At 59.5% G+C, this 21561-nt stretch carries 18 protein-coding genes; 16 read left to right on the top strand and 2 right to left on the bottom strand.

Translation table 11 applies throughout. From position 1 onward, the window contains the following. The first annotated feature begins 242 nt into the window (after nt 1-242). The 13 genes from AC1ROR_RS10670 (at nt 243) to AC1ROR_RS10610 (ending at nt 13747) form a co-directional block, all read left to right on the top strand. Entirely contained in the window at nt 243-1838 is a 1596-nt protein-coding gene (locus AC1ROR_RS10670; RefSeq protein ID WP_498589367.1) for a globin-coupled sensor protein, read from the top strand. Further along, on the top strand, nt 1838-2137 hold the full coding sequence (locus AC1ROR_RS10665; protein ID WP_003493771.1) for an STAS domain-containing protein: 300 nt from the start codon (nt 1838-1840) through the stop codon (nt 2135-2137). Before AC1ROR_RS10670 ends, AC1ROR_RS10665 begins: the two co-directional genes overlap by 1 nt. Next, nucleotides 2134-2499 (top strand): chemotaxis response regulator CheY1, encoded by a 366-nt coding sequence (gene cheY1 / locus AC1ROR_RS10660; protein ID WP_003493773.1) that lies wholly within the window; start codon nt 2134-2136, stop codon nt 2497-2499. Before AC1ROR_RS10665 ends, cheY1 begins: the two co-directional genes overlap by 4 nt. A gap of 16 nt (nt 2500-2515) precedes the next feature. Further along, complete coding sequence (locus tag AC1ROR_RS10655; RefSeq protein WP_498589366.1) at nt 2516-4783, top strand: chemotaxis protein CheA; 2268 nt, start codon at nt 2516-2518, stop codon at nt 4781-4783. A gap of 13 nt (nt 4784-4796) precedes the next feature. After that, nucleotides 4797-5705, top strand: a complete 909-nt coding sequence (gene cheR / locus AC1ROR_RS10650) for a protein-glutamate O-methyltransferase CheR (protein WP_003493776.1) — start codon at nt 4797-4799, stop codon at nt 5703-5705. After that, nucleotides 5702-6757: a protein-glutamate O-methylesterase CheB gene (cheB, locus tag AC1ROR_RS10645; RefSeq protein WP_003493779.1), complete on the top strand. Its 1056-nt coding sequence runs from the start codon at nt 5702-5704 to the stop codon at nt 6755-6757. The genes cheR and cheB overlap by 4 nt, the downstream gene beginning before the upstream one ends. Further along, nucleotides 6757-7146 (top strand): chemotaxis response regulator CheY2, encoded by a 390-nt coding sequence (gene cheY2 / locus AC1ROR_RS10640; RefSeq protein WP_003493781.1) that lies wholly within the window; start codon nt 6757-6759, stop codon nt 7144-7146. The genes cheB and cheY2 overlap by 1 nt, the downstream gene beginning before the upstream one ends. Further along, nucleotides 7143-7688 carry a chemoreceptor glutamine deamidase CheD gene (gene cheD / locus AC1ROR_RS10635; protein WP_003493784.1) on the top strand — a complete coding sequence of 182 codons (546 nt, stop codon included), beginning with the start codon at nt 7143-7145 and terminating at the stop codon, nt 7686-7688. Before cheY2 ends, cheD begins: the two co-directional genes overlap by 4 nt. A 14-nt stretch (nt 7689-7702) precedes the next feature. Next, the gene (gene cheT / locus AC1ROR_RS10630; RefSeq protein WP_003493786.1) at nt 7703-8086 is read left to right on the top strand and encodes a chemotaxis protein CheT; all 384 of its coding nucleotides are present in this window, start codon (nt 7703-7705) and stop codon (nt 8084-8086) included. Nucleotides 8087-8214: 128 nt separating this feature from the next. After that, complete coding sequence (gene fliF, locus AC1ROR_RS10625) at nt 8215-9897, top strand: flagellar basal-body MS-ring/collar protein FliF (RefSeq protein ID WP_035227857.1); 1683 nt, start codon at nt 8215-8217, stop codon at nt 9895-9897. A 371-nt stretch (nt 9898-10268) separates the two neighbouring features. Then, a complete protein-coding gene (visN, locus tag AC1ROR_RS10620; RefSeq protein ID WP_035227854.1) occupies nt 10269-11000 on the top strand; it encodes a transcriptional regulator VisN in 732 nt (243 codons plus the stop codon). A gap of 52 nt (nt 11001-11052) precedes the next feature. Next, nucleotides 11053-11754 (top strand): transcriptional regulator VisR, encoded by a 702-nt coding sequence (visR, locus tag AC1ROR_RS10615; protein WP_498589594.1) that lies wholly within the window; start codon nt 11053-11055, stop codon nt 11752-11754. 145 nt (nt 11755-11899) lie between these two features. Then, nucleotides 11900-13747 (top strand): methyl-accepting chemotaxis protein, encoded by a 1848-nt coding sequence (locus AC1ROR_RS10610; RefSeq protein WP_498589365.1) that lies wholly within the window; start codon nt 11900-11902, stop codon nt 13745-13747. A gap of 52 nt (nt 13748-13799) precedes the next feature. Here the strand turns inward: AC1ROR_RS10610 and AC1ROR_RS10605 are convergent, their stop codons facing one another. Continuing rightward, the gene (locus AC1ROR_RS10605) at nt 13800-17309 is read right to left on the bottom strand and encodes a PAS domain-containing hybrid sensor histidine kinase/response regulator (protein WP_498589364.1); all 3510 of its coding nucleotides are present in this window, start codon (nt 17307-17309) and stop codon (nt 13800-13802) included. Nucleotides 17310-17592: 283 nt separating this feature from the next. Here AC1ROR_RS10605 and mscL point away from each other — a divergent pair, with 283 nt between their 5' ends. The 3 genes from mscL to galE all read left to right on the top strand — a co-directional run bounded on the left by mscL (nt 17593) and on the right by galE (nt 20688). Then, nucleotides 17593-18021, top strand: coding sequence for a large conductance mechanosensitive channel protein MscL (mscL, locus tag AC1ROR_RS10600; RefSeq protein ID WP_035227845.1), 429 nt, complete (start codon nt 17593-17595; stop codon nt 18019-18021). A 153-nt stretch (nt 18022-18174) separates the two neighbouring features. Then, on the top strand, nt 18175-19341 hold the full coding sequence (locus tag AC1ROR_RS10595; protein WP_142172908.1) for a pyridoxal phosphate-dependent aminotransferase: 1167 nt from the start codon (nt 18175-18177) through the stop codon (nt 19339-19341). A gap of 315 nt (nt 19342-19656) precedes the next feature. Further along, a complete protein-coding gene (gene galE / locus AC1ROR_RS10590) occupies nt 19657-20688 on the top strand; it encodes a UDP-glucose 4-epimerase GalE (RefSeq protein ID WP_498589363.1) in 1032 nt (343 codons plus the stop codon). 12 nt (nt 20689-20700) lie between these two features. Here galE and AC1ROR_RS10585 read toward each other — a convergent pair whose 3' ends face one another. Further along, nucleotides 20701-21537 carry a DUF6030 family protein gene (locus AC1ROR_RS10585; RefSeq protein ID WP_498589362.1) on the bottom strand — a complete coding sequence of 279 codons (837 nt, stop codon included), beginning with the start codon at nt 21535-21537 and terminating at the stop codon, nt 20701-20703. Nucleotides 21538-21561: the final 24 nt, after the last annotated feature.

Raw genomic sequence — 21561 nt, 5'->3', positions numbered from 1 at the left:
TATTTCCACGGCGGAATGGGGTTCTCTCCCCTTCCAGGCATGACGCCGCACTGCCGTACCGGTGCCGATCCGGTATTTCGTTTCTTGGTTCAAGAAGGTCTGGCAGGCGTCGATGCCGCATCGTCCGCGATGGGTATGTTCGTTCAAAAATCCCCTTTAGGGTGCTGGCGTTCTGAACCTTGGCCAATTTGGCCGGGTTTTACCGGCCGTCATGTTGTTGGGGACGTCGGTTGGGGCAGGATTTGCCATCAGATCAAGCGCGCAGATCGGCAGGCGGAAGCCTGGCGGGACGGTTGCGCTTTGCCGGCCTCGATGAGACGCAATCCGATTTCCTGCGCAATTATCGCAGCATGCTGGAGCCTTACGTCAAGGCCGGCCTGCGGGACGTGATGACCCGCTTCCAGTCCATGCCGGACTGTTCTCCGTCTTTCGAAAGCGAAAACCAGCTCGACCGCCTGCACGATCTGCAATCCTCGCACTGGAGCGTTCTGACCGATGCGCGTTTCGATGCGCTTTACGCCGAGCGGGTGAAGGTTCTTTCCGACAATGCCAGCCGCATGGGTCTCGATCCGCGCTGGCAGATCGCCAGCCACGCGGTGGTTCTGGAACATCTCGTCGGTGGGCTGGTGGCCGAACATGCACCGCGCTCCATCCTGCCCGGCAACCGCAAGAAAACCCGTGAACTGGCGGAAGCCGTCAAGAATGTCGTCCGTCTGGTAATGGTCGATACCGAAATCGCCGTTTCGCTGCGCTTCAACGAATTGCGCCTGCGCCATGGCCGCGAACTGGCGGAACAGCGTGACAATGACCGCTCGGAAGCGGCGAAGTTGCTGGGCACGGCACTGACGGCCTTTGCCGCGGGCGATTTGCAGGCCCGCATCGGCGGTGAAGTGCCGGAAGCCTATCGCGATGTTGCAGCGTCCTTCAACACGGCTCTGGAAACGATCGGCGCATCGCTGATCGCGGCGCAAAACAGCATCGGCGAGGCTGAAGCGCTCGGCGCGCGTTTTGCCGATATGGGCCGCTCCATCGCCGAACGCTCCCGCCAGCAGGCCGAAGCGCTTGCCGAAACCTCCCGCGCCATCCAGGCGATGATCGGGAACGTTGCTGAAAACGGCGCGCGCATAGCGGCCACGGAAACGGCTGTTTCCCGTGCTCGCGAGGCGGCTGTCGAGAGCGGCCGGGCGATCGGCGAGGCGATTGACGCCATGTCTGACATCGAACAATCCGCCGAACAGATCGGCAGGATCATCGGCACGATTGATGAGATCGCTTTTCAGACGAACCTTCTCGCCCTCAATGCCGGCATCGAGGCGGCGCGCGCGGGTGAAAGCGGACGTGGTTTCGCGGTCGTCGCGCAGGAGGTCCGGGCGCTCGCCCAGCGTTCCGCCGACGCTGCAAGGGAGATCAAGAGCCTGGTCGGCACCACCAAGACGCAGGTCGAGGGCGGCGTGCGCATGGTCAACCGCACGAAGGATGCAATCGGCGGCGTCGTCCGGCAGGTCTCGGGCATCAACGACATGATCGCGGAAGTCTCCCGGCATACGGCCGAGCAGGCCGGCGAACTGCAATCGGTTGCGGCCGATATCGGCGAGCAGCAAAGGCAAGCCGGCCGGAACGCCGTCGATATCAGCGCGAGCGCTTCCGGGGCCGACGCGCTTCATACCGTTATTCTGGAACTCGGCCGCACCATCCGCGAATTCCGCATTGCCCGTCAGGTGCAGGCGAAAGCGGTATCCGGTGCGGACCGGCAGGACACTTCATTTATGGCCCGTGCGGATAATCGCACGGATTACGGCCAGGATTACCAACAATTCAGACGTCAGGGAGTCATGTAATGGCAGCCAGAAAAGCAGCTGAGGCGACGCTGAAACTGTCACCGGTGCTGGATCTCAACGAAGCATCGGCCCTGCACGGCAAGCTGATGACGCTGAGAGGGGCACCTTTGTCGGTCGATGCGTCAGAGGTTGAGCGTATTGGCGCGCTTTGCGCCCAGGTTCTGATGGCCGGCGCGAAATCCTGGGAAGAGGACGGCAAGCGGTTCGGTTTTGCCAAGGTGTCTGATGCATTCGACAAGACGATGAAACTGATAGGCGTCGATATTGACCATTTGCTCCCCAAGGAGATGCAAAAGTGAAGAAAAAAGTTCTTACCGTGGATGATTCCCGGACGATCAGGAACATGCTCCTGGTCACCCTTAACAATGCCGGTTTCGAAACCATTCAGGCCGAAGATGGCATTGAGGGCCTCGAAGTGCTCGAGCAGAGCAACCCCGATGTCATCGTGACCGATATCAACATGCCCCGTCTCGATGGCTTCGGCTTCATCGAGGGTGTACGGCGCAACGAAAAGTATCGCGCGATCCCGATCCTGGTCCTGACGACCGAAAGCGATGCGGAAAAGAAGAACCGCGCCCGTCAGGCCGGTGCGACGGGCTGGATCGTCAAGCCGTTCGATCCTGCAAAACTCATCGATGCCATTGAACGCGTAACCGCCTGATACGGGACATTTCACGATGGATATGAACGAAATCAAGGAAATCTTTTTCCAGGAATGCGAGGAGCAGCTCGCCGAACTGGAATCGGGGCTTCTTAAATTGAATGACGGCGACCGCGATCCGGAAACCGTCAACGCCGTTTTCCGTGCCGTTCATTCCATCAAGGGCGGGGCGGGTGCCTTCGGTCTCGATGATCTCGTGGCCTTCGCCCACGTTTTTGAAACGACCCTCGACTGCGTCCGCTCCAACAAGCTGGAGCCGACACAGGATGTTCTGAAGGTCATGCTGCGCTCCGCCGACGTGCTGGCGGACCTGACCAATGCGGCCAGAGACGGCGGCAGCGTCGATGAAAGCCGCACCCGCGGCCTCGTCAAGGAACTGGAAGCGCTGGCAAACGGCGAAACCATACAGGTTTCCGCGCCGGTGGCAGCGCCAGCTGCCGTCAAGGCGCCGCAACCCGTCGCACCCAAGCCGACGGATGAGAGCGGTTTCGAGCCGATCCCATTCTCCTTCTCGGACTTTGCCGACGAAACCACGCCGTTGATGGAAGCGCCGACCTTCCATATCACCTTCAAGCCGCACGCATCGCTTTATTCGAAAGGCAACGAGGCTGCCCTTCTTCTGCGCGATCTCTCGCGCATCGGTGAAATGAGCATCAATTGCGACATGTCGGAGCTGCCTTCGCTCGACAAGCTCGATCCTGAAGCATCCTATCTCTCCTGGACGGTTTCGATCACGACCGAGAAGGGTGAAGAGGGTATCCGCAGCGTCTTCGAATTCGCTGAATGGGACTGCGATCTCGAAATCACCCCCGTTGTGTCGGATGCTGCCGCGGATGAGGAAGAGCTTCCGATGATCCCGGTTCCGTTCGATCTCTCGGCTCTCGATAGCGGACCGGAAGAGGAACCCGCCGTCGAAGCCATCGCGGCGGAAGTGTCCTATGTTGCCGCAGCCGTCGAAACGGCCGTTGCGACGACGCAGATCACCCAGAGCGTCAATGCCGCAATCGAAAAGCGTGAGGCGGCGGCAGCGCCTGCCGCAGCTCAGGCGAACGCCAATGCTGCCGCCAATGCCAGCGCCGGCCAGACCATCCGTGTCGACCTCGACCGTGTCGACCGCCTGATCAACCTCGTCGGCGAACTCGTCATCAATCAGGCGATGCTGTCGCAGAGTGTCATCGAAAACGATGCGAGCGGCACGTCGGCCGTCAATATGGGCCTCGACGAGCTGCAGCAGCTCACGCGCGAAATCCAGGACAGCGTCATGGCGATCCGCGCGCAGCCGGTGAAGCCGGTCTTCCAGCGCATGTCGCGTATCGTCCGCGAAGTCGCCGACATGATCGGCAAACAGATCCGCCTCGTCACCGAAGGTGAAAACACCGAAGTCGACAAGACGGTCATCGACAAGCTGGCCGAGCCCCTGACGCATATGATCCGCAACGCCGTCGACCACGGCATCGAAACGCCGGAAAAACGCGAAGCGGCGGGCAAGAACCCGGAAGGCACCATCAAGCTTTCGGCCAAGCACCGCTCGGGCCGTATCCTGATCGAGCTTCAGGACGACGGCGCAGGCATCAACCGTGAGCGCGTTCGTCAGAAGGCAATCGACAACGATCTCATCGCCGCCGATGCGAACCTGACGGATGAAGAAATCGACAATCTGATCTTCGCCCCGGGCTTCTCCACCGCCGACAAGATTTCCGACATTTCCGGCCGTGGCGTCGGCATGGATGTGGTCAAGCGCTCCATTCAGGCGCTTGGCGGCCGCATCAGCATCTCCTCGCGCCCCGGCCTTGGCTCGACCTTCACCATGAGCCTGCCGCTGACGCTTGCCGTTCTCGACGGCATGGTGGTGACCGTTGCCGGCCAGACGCTGGTGGTGCCGCTGACGGCAATCGTGGAAACCCTGCAGCCGGAAGCGAAGAACATTCACTCCTTTGGCGCGAACCAGCGGCTGATCTCCATCCGCAACTCCTTCTGCCCGCTGGTCGATGTCGGCCGTGTGCTGAACTTCCGCCCGACCCAGGCCGATCCGGTCGAAGGTGTCGCTCTTCTGGTGGAATCGGAAGGCGGCGGCCAGCGCGCCCTGATGGTCGATGCGATCCAGGGTCAGCGCCAGGTTGTCATCAAGTCGTTGGAAGCCAACTATACCCATGTTCCGGGCATTGCCGCCGCCACCATCCTCGGTGACGGACGCGTTGCGCTCATCCTGGATGTCGATGCCATTGTCAGCGCCTCGCGCGGACAGCCCCTGAAGCAGGAAATGTCGCTTGCGGCGACAGGTTGAAAGCGGATCGTTCATGGCAGCACTTAATTTCAGCGATCAGCGCCAGTCTCCCGACGATGTCCTTGCCAGCGGCGAATACCCGCTGACACGGCGCGACCTGTCGGAAATCGCGGCGATGATCTATGCCGATGCGGGCATCTATCTCAACGACACCAAGGCGTCGCTGGTCTATTCCCGCCTGTCGAAGCATATCCGCAATCTCGGCCTGTCGGGTTTCCGCGAATATTGCGCTTTGGTATCCTCCCCGGATGGCGCCCAGGCGCGGCGCGAAATGCTGTCGCACCTGACGACGAATTTCACCCGCTTTTTCCGTGAGAACCATCATTTCGAACATCTGCGTGACGAGGTCCTGCCGGGTCTTATCGCGCGGGCGAAAAGCGGCGGACGTGTCCGCATCTGGTCGGCGGCCTGTTCCGACGGGCAGGAGCCCTATTCCATCGCGCTTACCGTGCTCGCCATGTTCCCGAATGCGGCGGATTACGATTTCAAAATCCTGGCGACGGATATCGACCCGAAGATTTTGGCGCAGGCCCGGGCAGGGGTCTATGACGACAATGCGCTCGAAACCGTGTCTCCCGCCATGCGCAAGCAATGGTTTACGGAAGTCGATGCCGGTGGCCGTCGCAAGTTCCAGATCGATGACAAGGTCAAGCGCCTTATCACGTTCAACGAATTGAACCTGATGACGCAATGGCCCTTCAAGGGCAATTTCGACGTCATTTTCTGCCGCAACGTCGTCATCTATTTCGACGAGCCGACGCAGACGCGTATCTGGTCGCGTTTCGCGGGGCTGCTGCCGGAAGGCGGTCATCTTTATATCGGCCATTCCGAACGCGTCTCCGGTGATGCCAAGAACCTGTTCGACAATACCGGCATCACCACATACCGCTTCATTGGTCACGCTTCGGGGAGGAAGGCATGAGCGCGCTCGCACGGGTTCTTGTCGTTGATGATTCTCCAACGATGCGCGGCCTGATTTCGGCCGTCCTCAAGGCCGATCCGGAGGTTGAGGTGGTCGGCCAGGCCGGCAACGCCATGGAAGCGCGCGCCGCCATCAAGCAGCTCAATCCCGATGTCGTGACGCTTGATATCGAGATGCCGGAAATGAACGGCCTCGAATTCCTCGAAAAGATCATGCGCCTGCGGCCGATGCCGGTCATCATGGTCTCGTCCTTGACGCATCGCGGCGCTGACGCCTCGCTTGCCGCGCTTGAAATCGGCGCTTTCGACTGTGTCGGCAAACCCGCTCCCGGCGATGCGCGTCCCTTTGGCGATCTTGCCGACAAGGTAAAGGCCGCCGCCCGCTCGCAGCACGCGGCCTATCGTGCGGCGCGCCCGGAAACAGCAGCGGCAGTGCAACCGACCCCGGTCAGCGATTATCGCGCCGGCCGCAAAGTTGTGGCCATCGGCTCCTCCACGGGTGGCGTCGAGGCCTTGATCGCCGTGCTTCAGAAGTTTCCGGCCAATTGCCCGCCGACCGTCATCACCCAGCATATGCCGCCGACATTCACCAAGAGTTTCGCGGAAAGGCTGAACCGCATCTGCGCACCCGTCGTGGAAGAGGCGACGGACGGCGCACGCCTGCAAACCGGCAAGATTTACCTCGCGCCGGGCGGCGAACGTCATTTGCAGATCGCCAATCGTACCGCGCCCTGCTGCCGGCTCATCGAGCGTGATCCCGTCAACGGCCATCGCCCCTCCGTCGATGTGCTGTTCGATTCGGTGGCCGAGCTTGCCGGACGCAACGCCGTCGGCGTCATTTTGACCGGCATGGGCCGCGATGGTGCAGCCGGATTGTTGAAAATGCGCCATGCCGGTGCGCGCACCGTCGGCCAGAACGAAAAAACATGTGTCGTCTACGGCATGCCGCGTGTGGCCTATGAGCTTGGCGCCGTGGAACAGCAATTGCCGTTGGCCTCCATCGGCGAAGAAATCCTGAAACTAACCACTGCCCGTAAAGAAGGTGCTGACTAATGTCTCTCGCAGAAAAGATCAAAGTTCTGATCGTCGACGATCAGGTGACCAGCCGGCTGCTCCTCAGCGATGCGCTGACACAGCTCGGCTTCAAGCAGATTACTGCCGCTGGCGATGGCGAGCAGGGATTGAAGATCATGGAGCAGCAGCCCCATCATCTCGTCATCTCCGACTTCAACATGCCGAAGATGGACGGCCTTGGCTTCCTGCACGCCGTGCGGGCCAATCCGACCACCAAGAAGGCCGCCTTCATCATCCTCACCGCGCAGGGCGACCGCGCGCTGGTGCAGAAGGCAGCACAGCTCGGCGCGAATAACGTGTTGGCCAAACCCTTCACCATCGACAAGATGCGCGCTGCCATCGAAGCGGTTTTCGGATCGCTGAAATGATTGAAGCTGCGGCCAAGCGCGTACATATCATTCAGGGCGAGTATAAGGTTGTCAACGATCCCGACGTGGTCATGACGACGATACTCGGTTCGTGCGTGGCCGCCTGTCTGAGAGACCCCGTTGCCGGCATTGGAGGCATGAACCACTTCCTGCTGCCGGGAACGGGCAATGTGACGGGGGGAGATGCAACGCGTTACGGTGTGCATCTCATGGAACTTCTGATCAACGGCCTTCTGAAGAAGGGCGCCCGCCGCGACCGGCTGGAGGCCAAGGTTTTCGGCGGCGCGAAGACGATCGCCAGCTTCTCGAATGTCGGTGAGCAGAATGCCATCTTCGCCATGCAGTTTCTGAAGGATGAAGGCATTCCGGTCATAAGCTCCTCCACGGGCGGGGAACACGGCCGCAAGATCGAATTCTGGCCGGTCTCAGGCCGTGCGCGGCAGCATCCGCTCAGCGGCGCGGAAACCCAGAAGACCGTTGCGATGGAAACGCGTCCGGTGCCGGCGCCCAAACCCGTCGCCAACGACATCGAATTTTTCTAGTCACGGAGTTTCCAATGCAGATTGCAGACCACACCGGCACCACTCCGTTCGAAGAAGCCTTGCCGGACGTTCTGATGCGCGTGGTATCGGAACTGCACGACGTCGCCTATCTTATTGAGCGCATCGAGCCACAACTGCTGGAAGTGACCAGCGGCGAATTGTCCAGCGATGGCGTCAAGCTGCTGCAGGGCATCGATCTTGCCGTTCAGAAGACCCGCGGCCTCGCAGAGTTCATCGATACCATCACCGGCTCCATTCCCGGTGACTGGATCGTGGACGTCTCGACGGCACTCAGCCTCGTCAAGCTTGCCGAAATGCAAAAGGCGCTCGGCGCTGCGTTCCGCCATGGCCATTCCCAGCCGCTCGACAAGGCCTCCGGCGACTTCGACCTGTTCTAGACCTTCCGGCTGCCATTCATCCTCCTTCGCGGATAACGGAGAAAGGCAACGCTCGCGCAAGCTTCGCACCCTATTGTCACCACGGGGCCAAAAGGTCTCGGACTCTATGAATGACGGTGCGGAACAGAATGAATCTGTTAAATCAAATCCCTCAGGTCTTGAAGAATGTCGCGGCGCTGGGTCAGACACGGCTTCTGATGCTGGGCGGCGTGGGCGTTTTGTCCATGGCCGTTATCCTTGCAGCGGCACTCTATGTGAACCGTCCCGCTTACGAGACCCTTTATGTGGGACTTGAAAAGAGCGACCTCAACAAGATCAGCATTGCGCTTGCCGAATCGGGGCTGGACTTTCAGGTTGGAACCGATGGTGCGAGCCTCCAGGTTCCCGTCGGGCTCACCAGCAAGGCGCGTCTGCTGCTGGCCGAGCGCGGCCTGCCGGACAGCGCCAATGCCGGTTACGAGCTTTTCGACAATGTCGGCTCTCTCGGCCTGACCTCCTTCATGCAGGAAGTGACGCGGGTTCGCGCCCTTGAGGGCGAAATCAGCCGCTCCATCCAGCAGATCGACGGGGTTGCGGCCGCACGCGTCCATATCGTCATGCCTGACGTCGGCAATTTCCGCCGTGGTGAACAGAAGCCCACGGCATCAGTCATGATCCGCGCCAGTGCCACCGCCGGGCGCAAGGCCTCCGCCTCCATCCGTCACCTCGTCGCCTCGGCCGTTCCCGGCCTTGAAGTCGATGACGTGACCCTGCTTGATTCGACGGGCCAGCTTCTGGCCTCCGGTGACGATGTCACCAATGCCGCCATGAACCGTTCGCTGACACTGGCGCAGAACGTTCAGCAGGAAATCACCACCAATATCGACAAGGCGCTGGCGCCTTTCCTCGGCATGGACAATTTCCGCTCCAGCGTCACGGCGCAGCTCAATACCGACAGCCGCCAGATTCAGGAAACGGTCTACGATCCGGAATCACGCGTCGAGCGCTCCGTCCGCACGGTGAAGGAAGACCAGAAGTCCCAGGAAACGCAGCCCGACACGGCAGCGACCGTGGAGCAGAACGTGCCGCAGGCAGCGCCGCAGGGCGGCGCCGGTGGCCCGCAGTCTTCCGACCAGTCCGCGAAGAAAGAAGAGCAGACCAACTACGAGATCAATTCCAAAACGGTCGCCACCGTCAAGAACGGCTATACCGTCGAGAAGCTTTCGGTCGCCGTGGTCGTCAACAAGGGCCGCATCGCCAAGATGGTCGGTGAACCCGCCGATCAGGCCAAGATCGATGCCTATCTTGCGGAAATGCAGAAGATCGTAACCTCGGCTGCGGGCATTTCTTCCGATCGCGGTGATATGGTCACTCTGACTGCCATGGACTTCCTGGAAACGCAGCTGCTCGACGAAGCCGCAAGCGGACCGGGCATCATGGAAGTGCTCAGCCGCAATTCGGCAGGCATCATCAATTCGCTCGCCTTCGTCGCTGTCGCCTTCCTTGTCATCTGGCTCGGCGTGCGTCCTCTGGTCCGCACGGTTGCCGGCAACGGTGCTGCCGCAGGCCAGCTCAGCCAGGAGGCCGCAGGTCTCGAACTGCCGGATTTCTCGCCTGGCATGGATGCGGGTGCAGGTGGTCTCATGGAAGGTTTCGGGGCAGATTTCGGCTTCGACAGCACCGACGACCTTCTGGCTGGCGGCGACAGCGAAGGCACCTTCAACCGCCGGGTTCGCGAAGGACCCGAGCGCAGGCTCTCCCGCATGGTGGAAATCAGCGAGGAAAGAGCAGCCAAGATTCTTCGCAAATGGGCGGTGGAAAAAGCCGCGTGATTTTGAAAAAGGCCGGGTTTACCCGGCCTTTTGCGCATTTACGGACTTTTTGGTATGTTTGTCAGGCGCGCGGCTGCATTCTCGTTTCAGGACACTGTTTACAAAAAATTCAGCAACGATACAGTTTGCTGGGAATAGGCTGAGAATGCCGTTTATGGATTGGCCAGCTTTTCAGTATGTTTTTTTAGCAATAGACGAGCAGGGAAATACGTGGAAAGGCTGTTGTCAGGTAATGGCAAATTCCGGTCGGTTCCATAAAATGAAGTGATTCGGTCTCCGGGGGCGCGCCATCCCGTTTTGGTAAGCTTCTCGAATGGAATGATTCCATCCCGATGTATAATCTCCCACTGGGAGCAAGAGGGCGTAGGCGATTGAAAGTCGATGTTGATATCCGCAGGCTGTCTGCCAAGCCTATGGAGGGCATGGGTAAGCCCTTGCCGCGCGACCAGCTTGCCAAAAATGTCGCTGCCACGGCTGCCGCCGGTAACGTTTCAGGCGCGCTGGATCTGCTTGTGACCTATGCTGGCGCCTCGCATTATCTGCTGGCGCGGGATGATCTTCTCGAAGAAACCGGGCTGAAATTCATCGTCACATCCGACTGGCCCTTCGATCTGGTGCGCAGGCTCGGCGTCGAATTGACGAACAGCCAGAACAGATCGAGCGAAATGGAAAAATGCCTTTCGCTTCTGCGGCCTCGATTGCTTTTCCTTCCAGACGATGTTTCCGTTCCCTACGGTATCGACCGGCAATATTCGGCCCTGTCTTTCTGCGTCGGCCGCATCCGGCTGTCGCTGCTGCTGCTGTTTCCTGAAAATGCCGTTCCTTTGCCGGAGCGTCTGCGCGAAATTGCCCTGCTGACGGGTTATTGCGTCAGTTTCGGCATCGCCAGCGAAGCGAAGGCGGTGCGGGATATCGATCTCACCGAGCGTGAGCTCGAGTGCCTGTTCTGGATCGCCGAAGGCAAGACCAGTGACGAAATTGCGATGATCCTTGGCATTTCTCGCAATACGATCAATAATTACATTACAAGCGTGATGCGTAAAACCGCGACAAAAACCCGCTCGGAGGCAATCGCCTACGCCGTGCGCAACAACCTTGTATAGGCATCGAACGATGGTACAGACGAAGGACAATGAGGGCTTTGGTCAAACGGGGATGTTTCACCGCAGCCCTGTCGTGACAACCCGGTCGGACCTGTTTCCGAAACTCGTCGCCATGCAGAAGCTGGTCGGCGCACGAAATTTCGTTGTGACGAAAGCCGCTGCTTCCGGCTTCCCCAACAAGAAGAAGATGACCTGCGAGCTGGAAAACTGGGGCATGAATGCCGCGGAACAGAGCTCCCAGTTCATCCGCGCCGTCGGCGATATTCTTCTCGACCATATCGAAACGTCGCTGCTGCCGGTCATCTGGCGCAACAAGAATGCCGGCGGCTTCGCTGATCTTCCCGATGTGCCGGCTCTCTTGCGCCGGATCGAGAACGACACCTTGCCCTATGCGGGCCTGGCCTTGCCGGTGCGGCTTGGCACCATCGGCAACGGTTACATCGTTTTTTGCGGCAGCAATCTCGTTCTCGACAACGAGGTCGTCATCGAGCAGCACATCAAATGCTGCGAGATCATGGTCGACATGCTGGCGCTGGACGAGCGCAAGGCGGCACCGTCGGAAGCCTTGAGTGAAAGGGAAATCGCCTGCCTGCAACTGGCGGGTGATGGCCGTATCAGCGAAGAGATTGCGGTCAAGCTCGGGCTTTCCGTGCACACCGTCAATGCCTATCTCGGTTCGGCGACGATCAAGCTCGATTCCGTCAACCGTATTCAGGCGATCGCAAAGGCGATCCGTCTCGGTTACATCCATTGATCCTGGACGGGGCTTCCCGTCCCGCATAAGCCGGGCGGGCGCCTGCCGGCCCTGTGAAGCCCCTAAAAGGTGCTATCGACACTTCGCGTTTTTTTAACAGTTGCCAACTAGAACTTTTATAAGTTTGGCTTTGGGGAACTGTTTCATGTACAACCGGCTCTTTAAGTCCGTTGCTGGCAAGGTCGTCGCCTTGACGATCGGCCTGATCACGCTCAGCGTGGCGGCAGTTGGTTTTTCGACCTACATTCGCTTGAAGGATAACATCATCACCACCGCGCTGCGCGATACGCACAGCGCAATGCGCGGCATGGCAATCCTCTACGAGATGAAGGTCGGCGGCGTTGCCCTCGAAATGGTGGATGGCGAGTTGAAGAGCGTGGGCCGCGCCAGCATCGGAACGATGCGCGACAATGATCTCGTCGATCGCACGGCAGCTGGCAACGGCGGTATCTCTACTGTTTTTGAAGCCAAGGCCGGCGAGTTCATTCGCCTGACCACCAATCTGAAGAACGAAAAGGGTGAAAGAGCAGCAGGCACCAAGCTTGCTATCGATCATCCCGCTTTCCCGAAAGTTTCCAAGGGTGAGGCCTATTTTGGCACCGCCACGCTGTTCGGCACCAGCTACATGACCGGTTATATGCCGGTTACGAACAAGACCGGCGCAACTGTCGGCATCCTGTTCGTGGGTATTCCCATGGATGTCTACGATGCGCAGATATACAGCCTGCGCGACATGATGCTGATCTGCGGCGCGCTCGCCATGCTTGGCGTCGGATTGCTCGCCTATTTCGTCATCAAGCGTACGCTTCAGCCGCTTGGCAAGCTGACCGATGCGGTGAAGTCCCTTTCGGATGGTAATCTCGATACGCCGATCCCCTATGCCACCAACAGCAACGAGTTCGGCAACATCGCCCGCGCTCTGGTGATATTCCGCGAAAATGCGCTTGAGAAGCTGGCGATCGAAGGGAAGAGCGCCGAGGAACGCTCCATGGCGGAAACGGAACGTCACCGCAACGATGCCGAGAAGCAGGAGCTGGACGGCCAGATCGAATTTGCGGTCGGTGAGATCGCCTCCGGCCTTGGCAGACTGTCGCGCGGTGATCTGAGCCGCACAATCGAGACGCCCTTTAACGGCCGTCTGGACCGGCTGCGCACGGACTTCAACGAATCCCTTCTCAACCTGCGCGATGCGCTGGGGCAGATCCGGGAACGCACACTCATCATCCAGCATAGCGGCTTTGAAATCGAGCAATCGTCGGTCGATCTGTCGAAGCGCACCGAAAACCAGGCCGCCTCGCTGGAAGAGACCGCCGCCGCCGTAGACGAAATCACGGTGACCGTCAGATCCTCGGCCGAGCGTGCACGGGAGGCCAATGAGGCCGTTCGCGTCACCAAGCAGAGCGCCGACAGTTCCGGTTCGGTCGTTAGCAATGCCGTTGACGCCATGGGCCGTATCGAAGGCGCCTCGCGCAAGATCGAGCAGATCATCGAGGTCATCGACGACATCGCCTTCCAGACCAACCTTCTCGCCCTGAATGCCGGCATCGAGGCGGCGCGTGCGGGTGAGGCTGGCAAGGGTTTTGCCGTCGTCGCACAGGAAGTACGCGAGCTTGCGCAGCGTTCCGCCGACGCAGCGCGTGAAATCAAGCAGCTCATCAACCAGTCGACGCATGAAGTCAGCTCCGGTTCGAAGCTGGTGCAGGAGGCGGGCACGGTTCTTTCCGCCATCAGCCGGCAGATCGTCACCGTCAGCCAGCATGTCGAAACCATAGCGACCGCGACGCAGGACCAGTCTTCTGCGCTTCACAACGTCAACAGTTCCGTCAACCAGATGGATCAGATGACCCAGCAGAACGCTGCCCTTGCCGAACAGTCCAGCGCGGCGAGCAGGGTGTTGTCCGGTGAAGTGGAGGCGCTGCTCGATCTGGTTCAGCGGTTCCAGATGGAACAGGGCTCAGTGACCGGCAGGGATCGGTTGAGCCGCGCGGCCTGAGAGGCGCATTCAGAAAGCAAAGAACTCCCGGATCGCAATATCCGGGAGTTTTTCATTCTGCCGCCGCGCGGGCCGTGCTGGATATCTGGTTGATATAGGCGCGAAGGGCTGCCGGCTTGACCGGTTTGTGCTGGACGGAAATTCCGTATTTTTCCGCATCGCTGCGCACTTCCGGGCTGCGGTCTGCCGTCAAAAGCAGGGCAGGGATCGTCTTGCCGTAGAAAGTCCTGATGAGACGGATAGCGCTGATGCCGTCGCCATCGTCCAGATGGTAGTCGGCAACGATCACGTCGGGTGCTGCGGTCAGCGTCAGGAACGGTTCTTCCAGCGTCGCCACCGACCCTGCGGGTAGGACCTCGCAACCCCAGCCCGACAACAGCAGCGTCATGCCCTCAAGGATTTTCGGCTCATTGTCGATGCACAGGACCCTGATACCGTGAAGGCGATCGCTCGCCGCTGGATTGACGATTGTACCGCTGGCTTTCGCGGGTGCGATCCGGTCCGCCTCGCGCGGCAGGTGGATGCGGAAGGTCGTGCCCTTGCCGGGTGTTGAAATCAGCTGCACTGGATGGTGCAGCATGCGCGACAGCCGGTCGACGATGGAGAGGCCAAGCCCGAGGCCCGACGCTGTCTTTGCCCCTTCATCCAGCCGGGCGAACTCCTTGAACACCGTGCGGAATTTGGAGGCGGGAATACCGATGCCGGAATCCGTCACCTGAATGACGACCTCGCCGCCCCGGCGGCGCGCGCCGACGACGACTTTACCCGTCAGCGTATATTTGATGGCGTTGGAGACCAGGTTCTGTATCAGCCGCCGCAGCAGATTGGGGTCCGAGCGCACCGTCAGCGACGTGGGCATGACCACCAGATCGAGGTTCTTCTCCTGTGCCATGGGCGCAAAGTCAGTCTCGATGCGTTTTAGCAGCTCATTCAGCGGCACCGAGGTCATGCGCGCCTTCATCGAACCCGTGTCGAGGCGGGAAATATCGAGCACCGCGCCGAGAATCGTCTCGACCGATTCGAGCGCCGAATCGATATTCTGCACGAGATCGCTTTCCCCCGATGCGCCAAGCCGCTCGACGAGCGAGGAGGAATAAAGGCGGGCTGCATTCAGCGGCTGAAGAATGTCGTGACCGGCGGCGGCGAAAAACCGCGTCTTGCCGATATTCGCCTCATCGGCGGATGCCCTTGCCTCCGCCAGTTCACGATTGACGCGGGTAAGCTCGACGGTGCGTTCCGCCACACGCTGTTCCAGCGTTTCGTTCGCCTGTTTTAATGCCTGGTCGCTCGCCACCCTCTGGGTGATGTCGGTGAAAGTGGCGACGATGCCCTTGTCCGGCATGGTGTTGGAGCGCACTTCGATAATCCGCTCGCCGCCCGCAAGCACCAGCGAGAAGGGCAGGTCCATGGTCAGGAAACTGGTGATAAGCTCATTCGTGTCGCCGGCCGGCATGTCGCCGCGCTCCTGCAGCATGGAAACGATATCCGTGAGTGGCACCCCGACCTGACCGAATTGCTCGGGCAGATCCAGCAGGGTGCGGAAGCGTCGGTTCCAGATCGTCAGCTGCTGAGAACTGTCGAAAACGGCAATGCCCTGATCCATCTGCGCAAGAGCAGTCTGCAGCATGTCCTGATTATATTGCAGGGCTTCGCTCGCCTGATCGAGCAGCCAGGCCGTGTCCGCGCTGGTATCCTCCGCTTTCTGGAGAATGATCGAAAGCACGAGCCGGGCCGAGGACGAGCCGATGGCGCTGCCGAGCAATTGTTCGGAGAAATGAATGAGCGCCATATCGGCGGGCTGCTCGTCATTAAGCTTTCTGCCCGCCGTTTTTTCATAGGTCGCCAGCGAGCGCAGCATGCGCTCTTCGCCGAGATAACGGGCGATCGCGCTTTTGAGGTCGCCAACGCTGACACGGGTTTTCCAGCCGCGCGTGGCGAATTGCGATTTCGAATGGCGCTTGACGAAGATACCGGACTGGATGCGTTCCACCGGACGCGGATTGCGCGAGAGCGAGCCGAGCACGAAAGCGAGGCTGTTGACCAGCAGGCTGAGAATGACCGCATTCACGAATGGATCGGCCTCGGGACCGTTGAAGACCGTGCTGCCCGAAAACAGGAAACCGAGAATATTCGCCGCGACCTCGGAATTATCAGGCCCGCCGAAGCTTGGCAGAAACAGCAGATAGGCCCAGACGAAAAAGCCCGAGCTGAGACCCGCAATTGCGCCGCGCGCATTGGCCCGGCGCCAGAACAAGCCGCCGAAGAGGGCAGGGGCCATCTGGGCTATGGCCGCAAATGCCAGGAGGCCGATGGAGGCAAGCCCGGTTGCACTGTCTGCGGCACGGTAATAGCCGTAGCCCAGAAGCAGGACCGCAAAGATCGCCGTTCTGCGGATGTTGAGCAGTGTTTTGGCGAAGTTGTCCCGGTGCGGCGAACGGTTCAGCAGCTTTTGCCGCAGGAAGATCGGCATGACGATGTCGTTGGAGATCATGATCGACAGTGCAACCGAGGCGACGATCACCATCGCGGTCGCGGCCGAAAATCCGCCGATAAAGGTGATCAGCGACACGACCGGCATCTGATGGGCGAGCGGCAGTTGCAAGACGTAAAGATCGGCATCGCCATTTGCGCCGAGCGTCAGAATGCCGGCCAGTGCGATCGGCAGAACGAAGATGTTGATGGCAATGAGGTAGAGCGGCAGCAGGAAGCCCGCCATGCGCAGCTCTTCCGGCGTGCGGTTTTCCACCACGGTGACGTGGAACTGACGCGGCAGAAGAATGATGGCGAAGCCGGAAAGCAGCGTCATCACGATCCAGCGGCTGATGGGCGTATGGTAGGATATGGCCTTCATGGCCTGTTCATTGCCGGAGGCAAGCTGCCACAGATGCGAGGGACCGTCGAAAAGCACAAACAGGACGTAAAAGCCGACCGTGCACATGGCGACGAGCTTGACGAGCGACTCCATCGAAATCGCCAGGATCAGCCCATCCTGATGCTCGGTGGCATCGGTGTGGCGCGTGCCGAATATGACGGCGAAGCCGGCCATGACGATGGTGACGACCAGCGGCAGATCGAGGAAATAGAGATTGCCGCTGCCGATGCCGTAATCGCCGGGATCGACCATCGTCGCCACCGAGTTGGAAACGGCTTTCAATTGCAGGGCGATATAGGGAATGGCGCCGACGAGCGCGATGATGGCGACGATCATCGCCACGGTGGAGTTCTTGCCGTAGCGGGCGGCGATGAAATCCGCAACCGATGTCAGCTTTTCCGTTTTCGCCAGTTCGACGATGCGGCGAATGATCGGCATGCCGATGGTGAAGGCGAGGATCGGCCCGGTATAGATGCCGAGGAATTCCAGCCCCCTGTCGGCGGCAAGCCCGACGCCGCCGAAATAGGTCCATGACGTGCAGTAGATCGCAAGGCTAAGCGCATAGACGAACGGTCGCCCTTTTTTCGGGGCGTTTCTTTTCCGGCTGTTCCTGTCCCCATAACTTGCAACCGCAAACAGCAGCAGGACATAAGCGAAGGCCGAACCGAATATGATCCACCCAGGAAGCACGCATCCTCCCCATGCCAGAATTCCCGAATAGGAGCATAGGCGAATTCCGTGCCGTTGAGAATGAGCGCGGTCTGATCATAAAGTTCAAGATGAGAGCATTTCCAATAAAAGTGCGCAGCGGTTTTATGCCCGGAAAATGCGTAGAAACAGAATGCTGGCGTGCAAAAAAGCTAATAAATGCAATCTTGGCGAATTCCAAATGGGGTAAGGAAGCTATATGGTTGAGCGTGTAGGGACAGTCACATAGCTTCAGCTCGCGAAGCAGGAGAGAGGGACAATCTGAATGCTTAACGAATTTAAAACCTTCATTGCCCGCGGCAATGTCATGGATCTGGCCGTGGGTGTGATTATCGGAGCGGCTTTCAGCAAGATCGTCGATTCCGTCGTCAACGATCTCATCATGCCGATCGTCGGCGCGATTTTCGGCGGTTTCGACTTCTCGAACTACTTCCTGCCGCTGAGTTCCGGCGTTACCGCCACCTCGCTCGCTGCCGCCCGCGATCAGGGCGCCGTTTTCGCCTATGGCAACTTTCTGACGGTTCTTATCAACTTCCTCATCCTGGCCTGGATCATTTTCCTGATGGTCAAGGGCGTCAACAAGCTGCGGGCCTCCGTCGAGACCAAGAAGGTCGAGGAAAAGGCGGAAGCAGCGCCGCCGCCGGAAGACGTCAAGCTTCTCACCGAAATTCGCGATCTGCTGAAGACGCGTTAAGATCGGAATTATCCCCGGCCTGGTCGCTGGCCCATGCGGGCGGCGCTCTCTGGCCGGGGATTGATCCATAAAGAAAATCCATGACCGCCTCACGGAATATCATGCATATCGGCTGCTCCATGGGATAAGAAGACACCAAACGGAGTGTCTTTAATGTCCATTTTGAACAGTCTGAGTGCACGCTCTCTGGCGGCTCCCGAGAGCGGCATTGTTGAAGTCGTGAACTATGCCCGGGGACGGGACAATCTTCTGCCGCTTTGGGTCGGTGAAGGCGATCTGCCGAGCCCGGACTTCATCAACAAGGCTGCCATCGACGGGCTCAACAATGGTGAGACCTTCTATACCTGGCAACGCGGCATTCCAGAATTGCGACAGGCGCTCAGCAGCTATTACGAGCGTCACTTTGCAGCCAGGCTTCCCCCTGAACATTTTTACGTAACAGGGTCCGGCATGCAGGCGATTGCGCTCGCCGTGCAGGCGCTGACGTCGCCGGGCGACGAGATGGTCTATCTCACGCCCACCTGGCCGAATATCGTCGCTGCCATCGGCGTGGCGGGCGCAAAGGCCGTTCCTGTTGGCATCGATTTTCACGACGGTCGCTGGGATCTCGATATCGGCAAGCTGGAAAGCGCGATCACCGGCAAGACCAGGGCGTTGTTCATCAACACGCCGTCCAACCCGACCGGCTGGACAGCGACACGCGACAATCTGCGCGATGTTCTAGCGCTTGCCCGCAAACATGATCTCTGGATCGTGGCGGATGAGATTTATGCGCTTTACCACTATGCCGGCACGCGCGCGCCGTCCTTCCTCGATGTCATGGAACCGGACGACAAGATCGTTTTTGCCAATTCCTTCTCGAAGAACTGGTCCATGACCGGCTGGCGCGTCGGCTGGCTCGTGGCGCCGCCCGCCATCGGGCAGGTGATCGAGAACCTCATTCAATATTCCACGTCCGGCGTAGCGCAGTTCATGCAGCGCGGCGCGGTTGCGGCACTCGATCACGGCGACGGGTTCGTCCGCGAGAATTACGAACGCGCTTTGACCTCCCGTGACATACTCTGCGATGCCCTGATTGCAACGAACCGTGTCGAAACCCTGAAGCCGGATGGCGCTCTCTATGCCTTCCTCAAGATAGACGGCGTGACGGACAGCCGCGCCACGGCGCTGGATATTGTCGACAAGACCGGCGTCGGCCTCGCGCCTGGCACCGCCTTTGGCGAAGGCGGAGAACTGTTCCTGCGCGCCTGCTTCCTGCGCAACCCCAAACAGATCGAAGACGCGGCCGATCGGCTGGCGTCTTACATTCTCGGCCGCTAAATCTTTGCCCTGCCGCGCCGTGCATCATGCTGCGCGGCAGGTGCAAATCTGCCCCAGAAATCACGATGAGCTGCGAAAACTACAACCCCACGGCGTAGCCATCGACGTGAGCGCATTTCTATGCTATGCGCTGATTGTTCCTTTTATGAGAACATTTTCATCTAATAAATAAAAAGCACTTTATTGCGCTAACCAATCGTAAGCCACCTTTTCAGAGGGCTGAGGGTTTGATGGCGTATTCGCTGTGCAAGTAATCAATGATGAAGAATTATTGGCTTTGATGGGGTCAAGAAAAGCAAACAGGGAAGTAATGTCATGGCTGTTCTTGTTACCGGTGGGGCCGGTTATATTGGAAGCCACATGGTGTGGGCTCTGCTCGACGCCGGGGAAGAGGTCGTTGTTGTCGACCGGCTTTCGACGGGATCGCGCTGGGCTGTCGCGCCGGCGGCGCGTTTCTATCTGGGCGACGCGGCGGATCGCACATTGCTCGGCCAGATTTTCGAAGAAAACCAGATCGAGACCATTTTCCATTTCGCTGGCTCTGTCAGCGTTCCTGAATCGATCAGCCGGCCACTCGAATATTACGAAAACAATACTGGCACGACCCGCGCCCTCGTTGCGGCAGCGGTCGGCCATGGCATTCGCAACTTCATCTTTTCCTCGACAGCAGCCGTCTACGGAAACCAGCCCTTTGATGGCCCGGTTCCCGAAACGGCGATCCTCAGCCCGGAAAATCCCTATGGCCTGTCGAAACTCGCTTCCGAAATCATGCTGCGCGATGTCGTGCAGGCGCATGATTTCAACTATGTGGCGCTGCGTTATTTCAACGTTGCGGGCGCTGACCCGCAGGGCAGGGCCGGTCCTTCCCCCACGGGCGTCGCGAACCTCATCAAGGTAGCGTGTGAAGCGGCCACCGGCCGACGCGACCGGGTCGACGTTTATGGAACGGATTATCCGACGGCAGATGGCACGGGCGTTCGCGACTATATCCATGTCAGCGATCTGATCGACGCGCATATGCTGGCCATGGCGCATCTGCGCGCCGGCGGCGGCACACGAACGCTCAATTGCGGTTATGGCGTGGGCTACTCGGTGCTGGATGTCCTCAACACGGTGCAGCGGGAATCGGGGCGGGATTTCCCGATCATCCATTGTCCACGCCGCGCCGGCGATATTGCGACAATGGTGGCGGATTCCGGCCGTATCCAGTCTGAGTTGGGCTGGCGCCCGCGGTTTGATGATCTGACCACTATCGTTCGCACCGCACTTCAGTGGGAAGCCAAGCGTCAGGCGCAGCATAAGGACAGGATCCCGCCGGTGCGCCGCAAATTGGCGGCGATAGGCTAAGCCGCCTTTGCATCAAGGGTTGTGCTTTTCCTTGATGGAAGGATAGAGGGCCGGTCGGTCGGAAACGGCGGCGGGCCGAAGCCATCGGTCCCTGTCGAAAAAGCTGCGTGTCATCTTCAGTCCCGGCGATTGTTCCGTCGCCAGCAAAATCACGTTCAGACGATGCGGAGCGGTCGGCTCCGGCTTTACGGAAACGGAAATGCCGAAGTGCTGTGCCTGATAGGGCTGCATCCTGCGCGCCGGCTCCAGCATGTTGGCCAAATCACCCCAGCGGGTTTGTCCGACGATCATGGTCAGCGCATCACCAAGCCGTGTCAGAATGACGGCTCCATCCGGTGTCTCGGGTGCAACGGCCTTCATCCTGATGGAGCGAACTTCGCCCGACGCCTCGCCCCTGATCTCCAGGAATAACGATGCCCGTTCGGCGATGTCTGCCGTGCTCCCGGCGGCAAGATCGGCCATACATTCAAAATTGCGGATGTTGACCGGACTGGCGTGCCAGCCCTGCGGGTTTGAAAAACCCTCAGCGGTAAAGCGGTCGCAGAGATCCTTGCCGGAAAGCACGAAGTCGCGTGCAAATGATGCGCGCACGCCTGCCTGCTCGAATTTCAACAGGTGGGGCGGCAGATCGAGTTTTCTGGGAGCGGGCTTTTGCCGTTTGACGGGCTTTATCTTCTGCGGCGCTTCGGCGGAACTCGTCGCGGACGCCAGGTTGAGATAGGTCATCAGGCTTTTGAGGTGCTTTCCGTCATTGGCAAGCAGCACCGTCGCCAATATGGCGCAACAAACGGCCAGCACCGCAAATAGCAGCGCGCCATGGCTCACTCTCTTTTGCAAGCTTGCGTCCATTGCCGGACCTTAATGGCTGCCGGG

This window comes from Agrobacterium sp. GW821-FHT14E08, from assembly GCF_058803865.1.
Note: the sequence above shows the minus strand (reverse complement) of the source record. Positions and strands in the feature narration are given on the sequence as shown.

Excerpts from the sequence above, each read along its gene's own strand:
- AC1ROR_RS10665 (WP_003493771.1), top strand. The coding sequence starts at position 1,838 with ATGGCAGCCAGAAAAGCAGCTGAGGCGACGCTGAAACTGTCACCGGTG.
- AC1ROR_RS10655 (WP_498589366.1), top strand. The coding sequence starts at position 2,516 with ATGGATATGAACGAAATCAAGGAAATCTTTTTCCAGGAATGCGAGGAG.
- cheR (WP_003493776.1), top strand. The coding sequence starts at position 4,797 with ATGGCAGCACTTAATTTCAGCGATCAGCGCCAGTCTCCCGACGATGTC.
- cheB (WP_003493779.1), top strand. The coding sequence starts at position 5,702 with ATGAGCGCGCTCGCACGGGTTCTTGTCGTTGATGATTCTCCAACGATG.
- cheY2 (WP_003493781.1), top strand. The coding sequence starts at position 6,757 with ATGTCTCTCGCAGAAAAGATCAAAGTTCTGATCGTCGACGATCAGGTG.
- cheD (WP_003493784.1), top strand. The coding sequence starts at position 7,143 with ATGATTGAAGCTGCGGCCAAGCGCGTACATATCATTCAGGGCGAGTAT.
- cheT (WP_003493786.1), top strand. The coding sequence starts at position 7,703 with ATGCAGATTGCAGACCACACCGGCACCACTCCGTTCGAAGAAGCCTTG.
- fliF (WP_035227857.1), top strand. The coding sequence starts at position 8,215 with ATGAATCTGTTAAATCAAATCCCTCAGGTCTTGAAGAATGTCGCGGCG.
- visR (WP_498589594.1), top strand. The coding sequence starts at position 11,053 with ATGTTTCACCGCAGCCCTGTCGTGACAACCCGGTCGGACCTGTTTCCG.
- AC1ROR_RS10610 (WP_498589365.1), top strand. The coding sequence starts at position 11,900 with ATGTACAACCGGCTCTTTAAGTCCGTTGCTGGCAAGGTCGTCGCCTTG.
- mscL (WP_035227845.1), top strand. The coding sequence starts at position 17,593 with ATGCTTAACGAATTTAAAACCTTCATTGCCCGCGGCAATGTCATGGAT.
- AC1ROR_RS10595 (WP_142172908.1), top strand. The coding sequence starts at position 18,175 with ATGTCCATTTTGAACAGTCTGAGTGCACGCTCTCTGGCGGCTCCCGAG.
- galE (WP_498589363.1), top strand. The coding sequence starts at position 19,657 with ATGGCTGTTCTTGTTACCGGTGGGGCCGGTTATATTGGAAGCCACATG.
- AC1ROR_RS10585 (WP_498589362.1), bottom strand. The coding sequence starts at position 21,537 with ATGGACGCAAGCTTGCAAAAGAGAGTGAGCCATGGCGCGCTGCTATTT.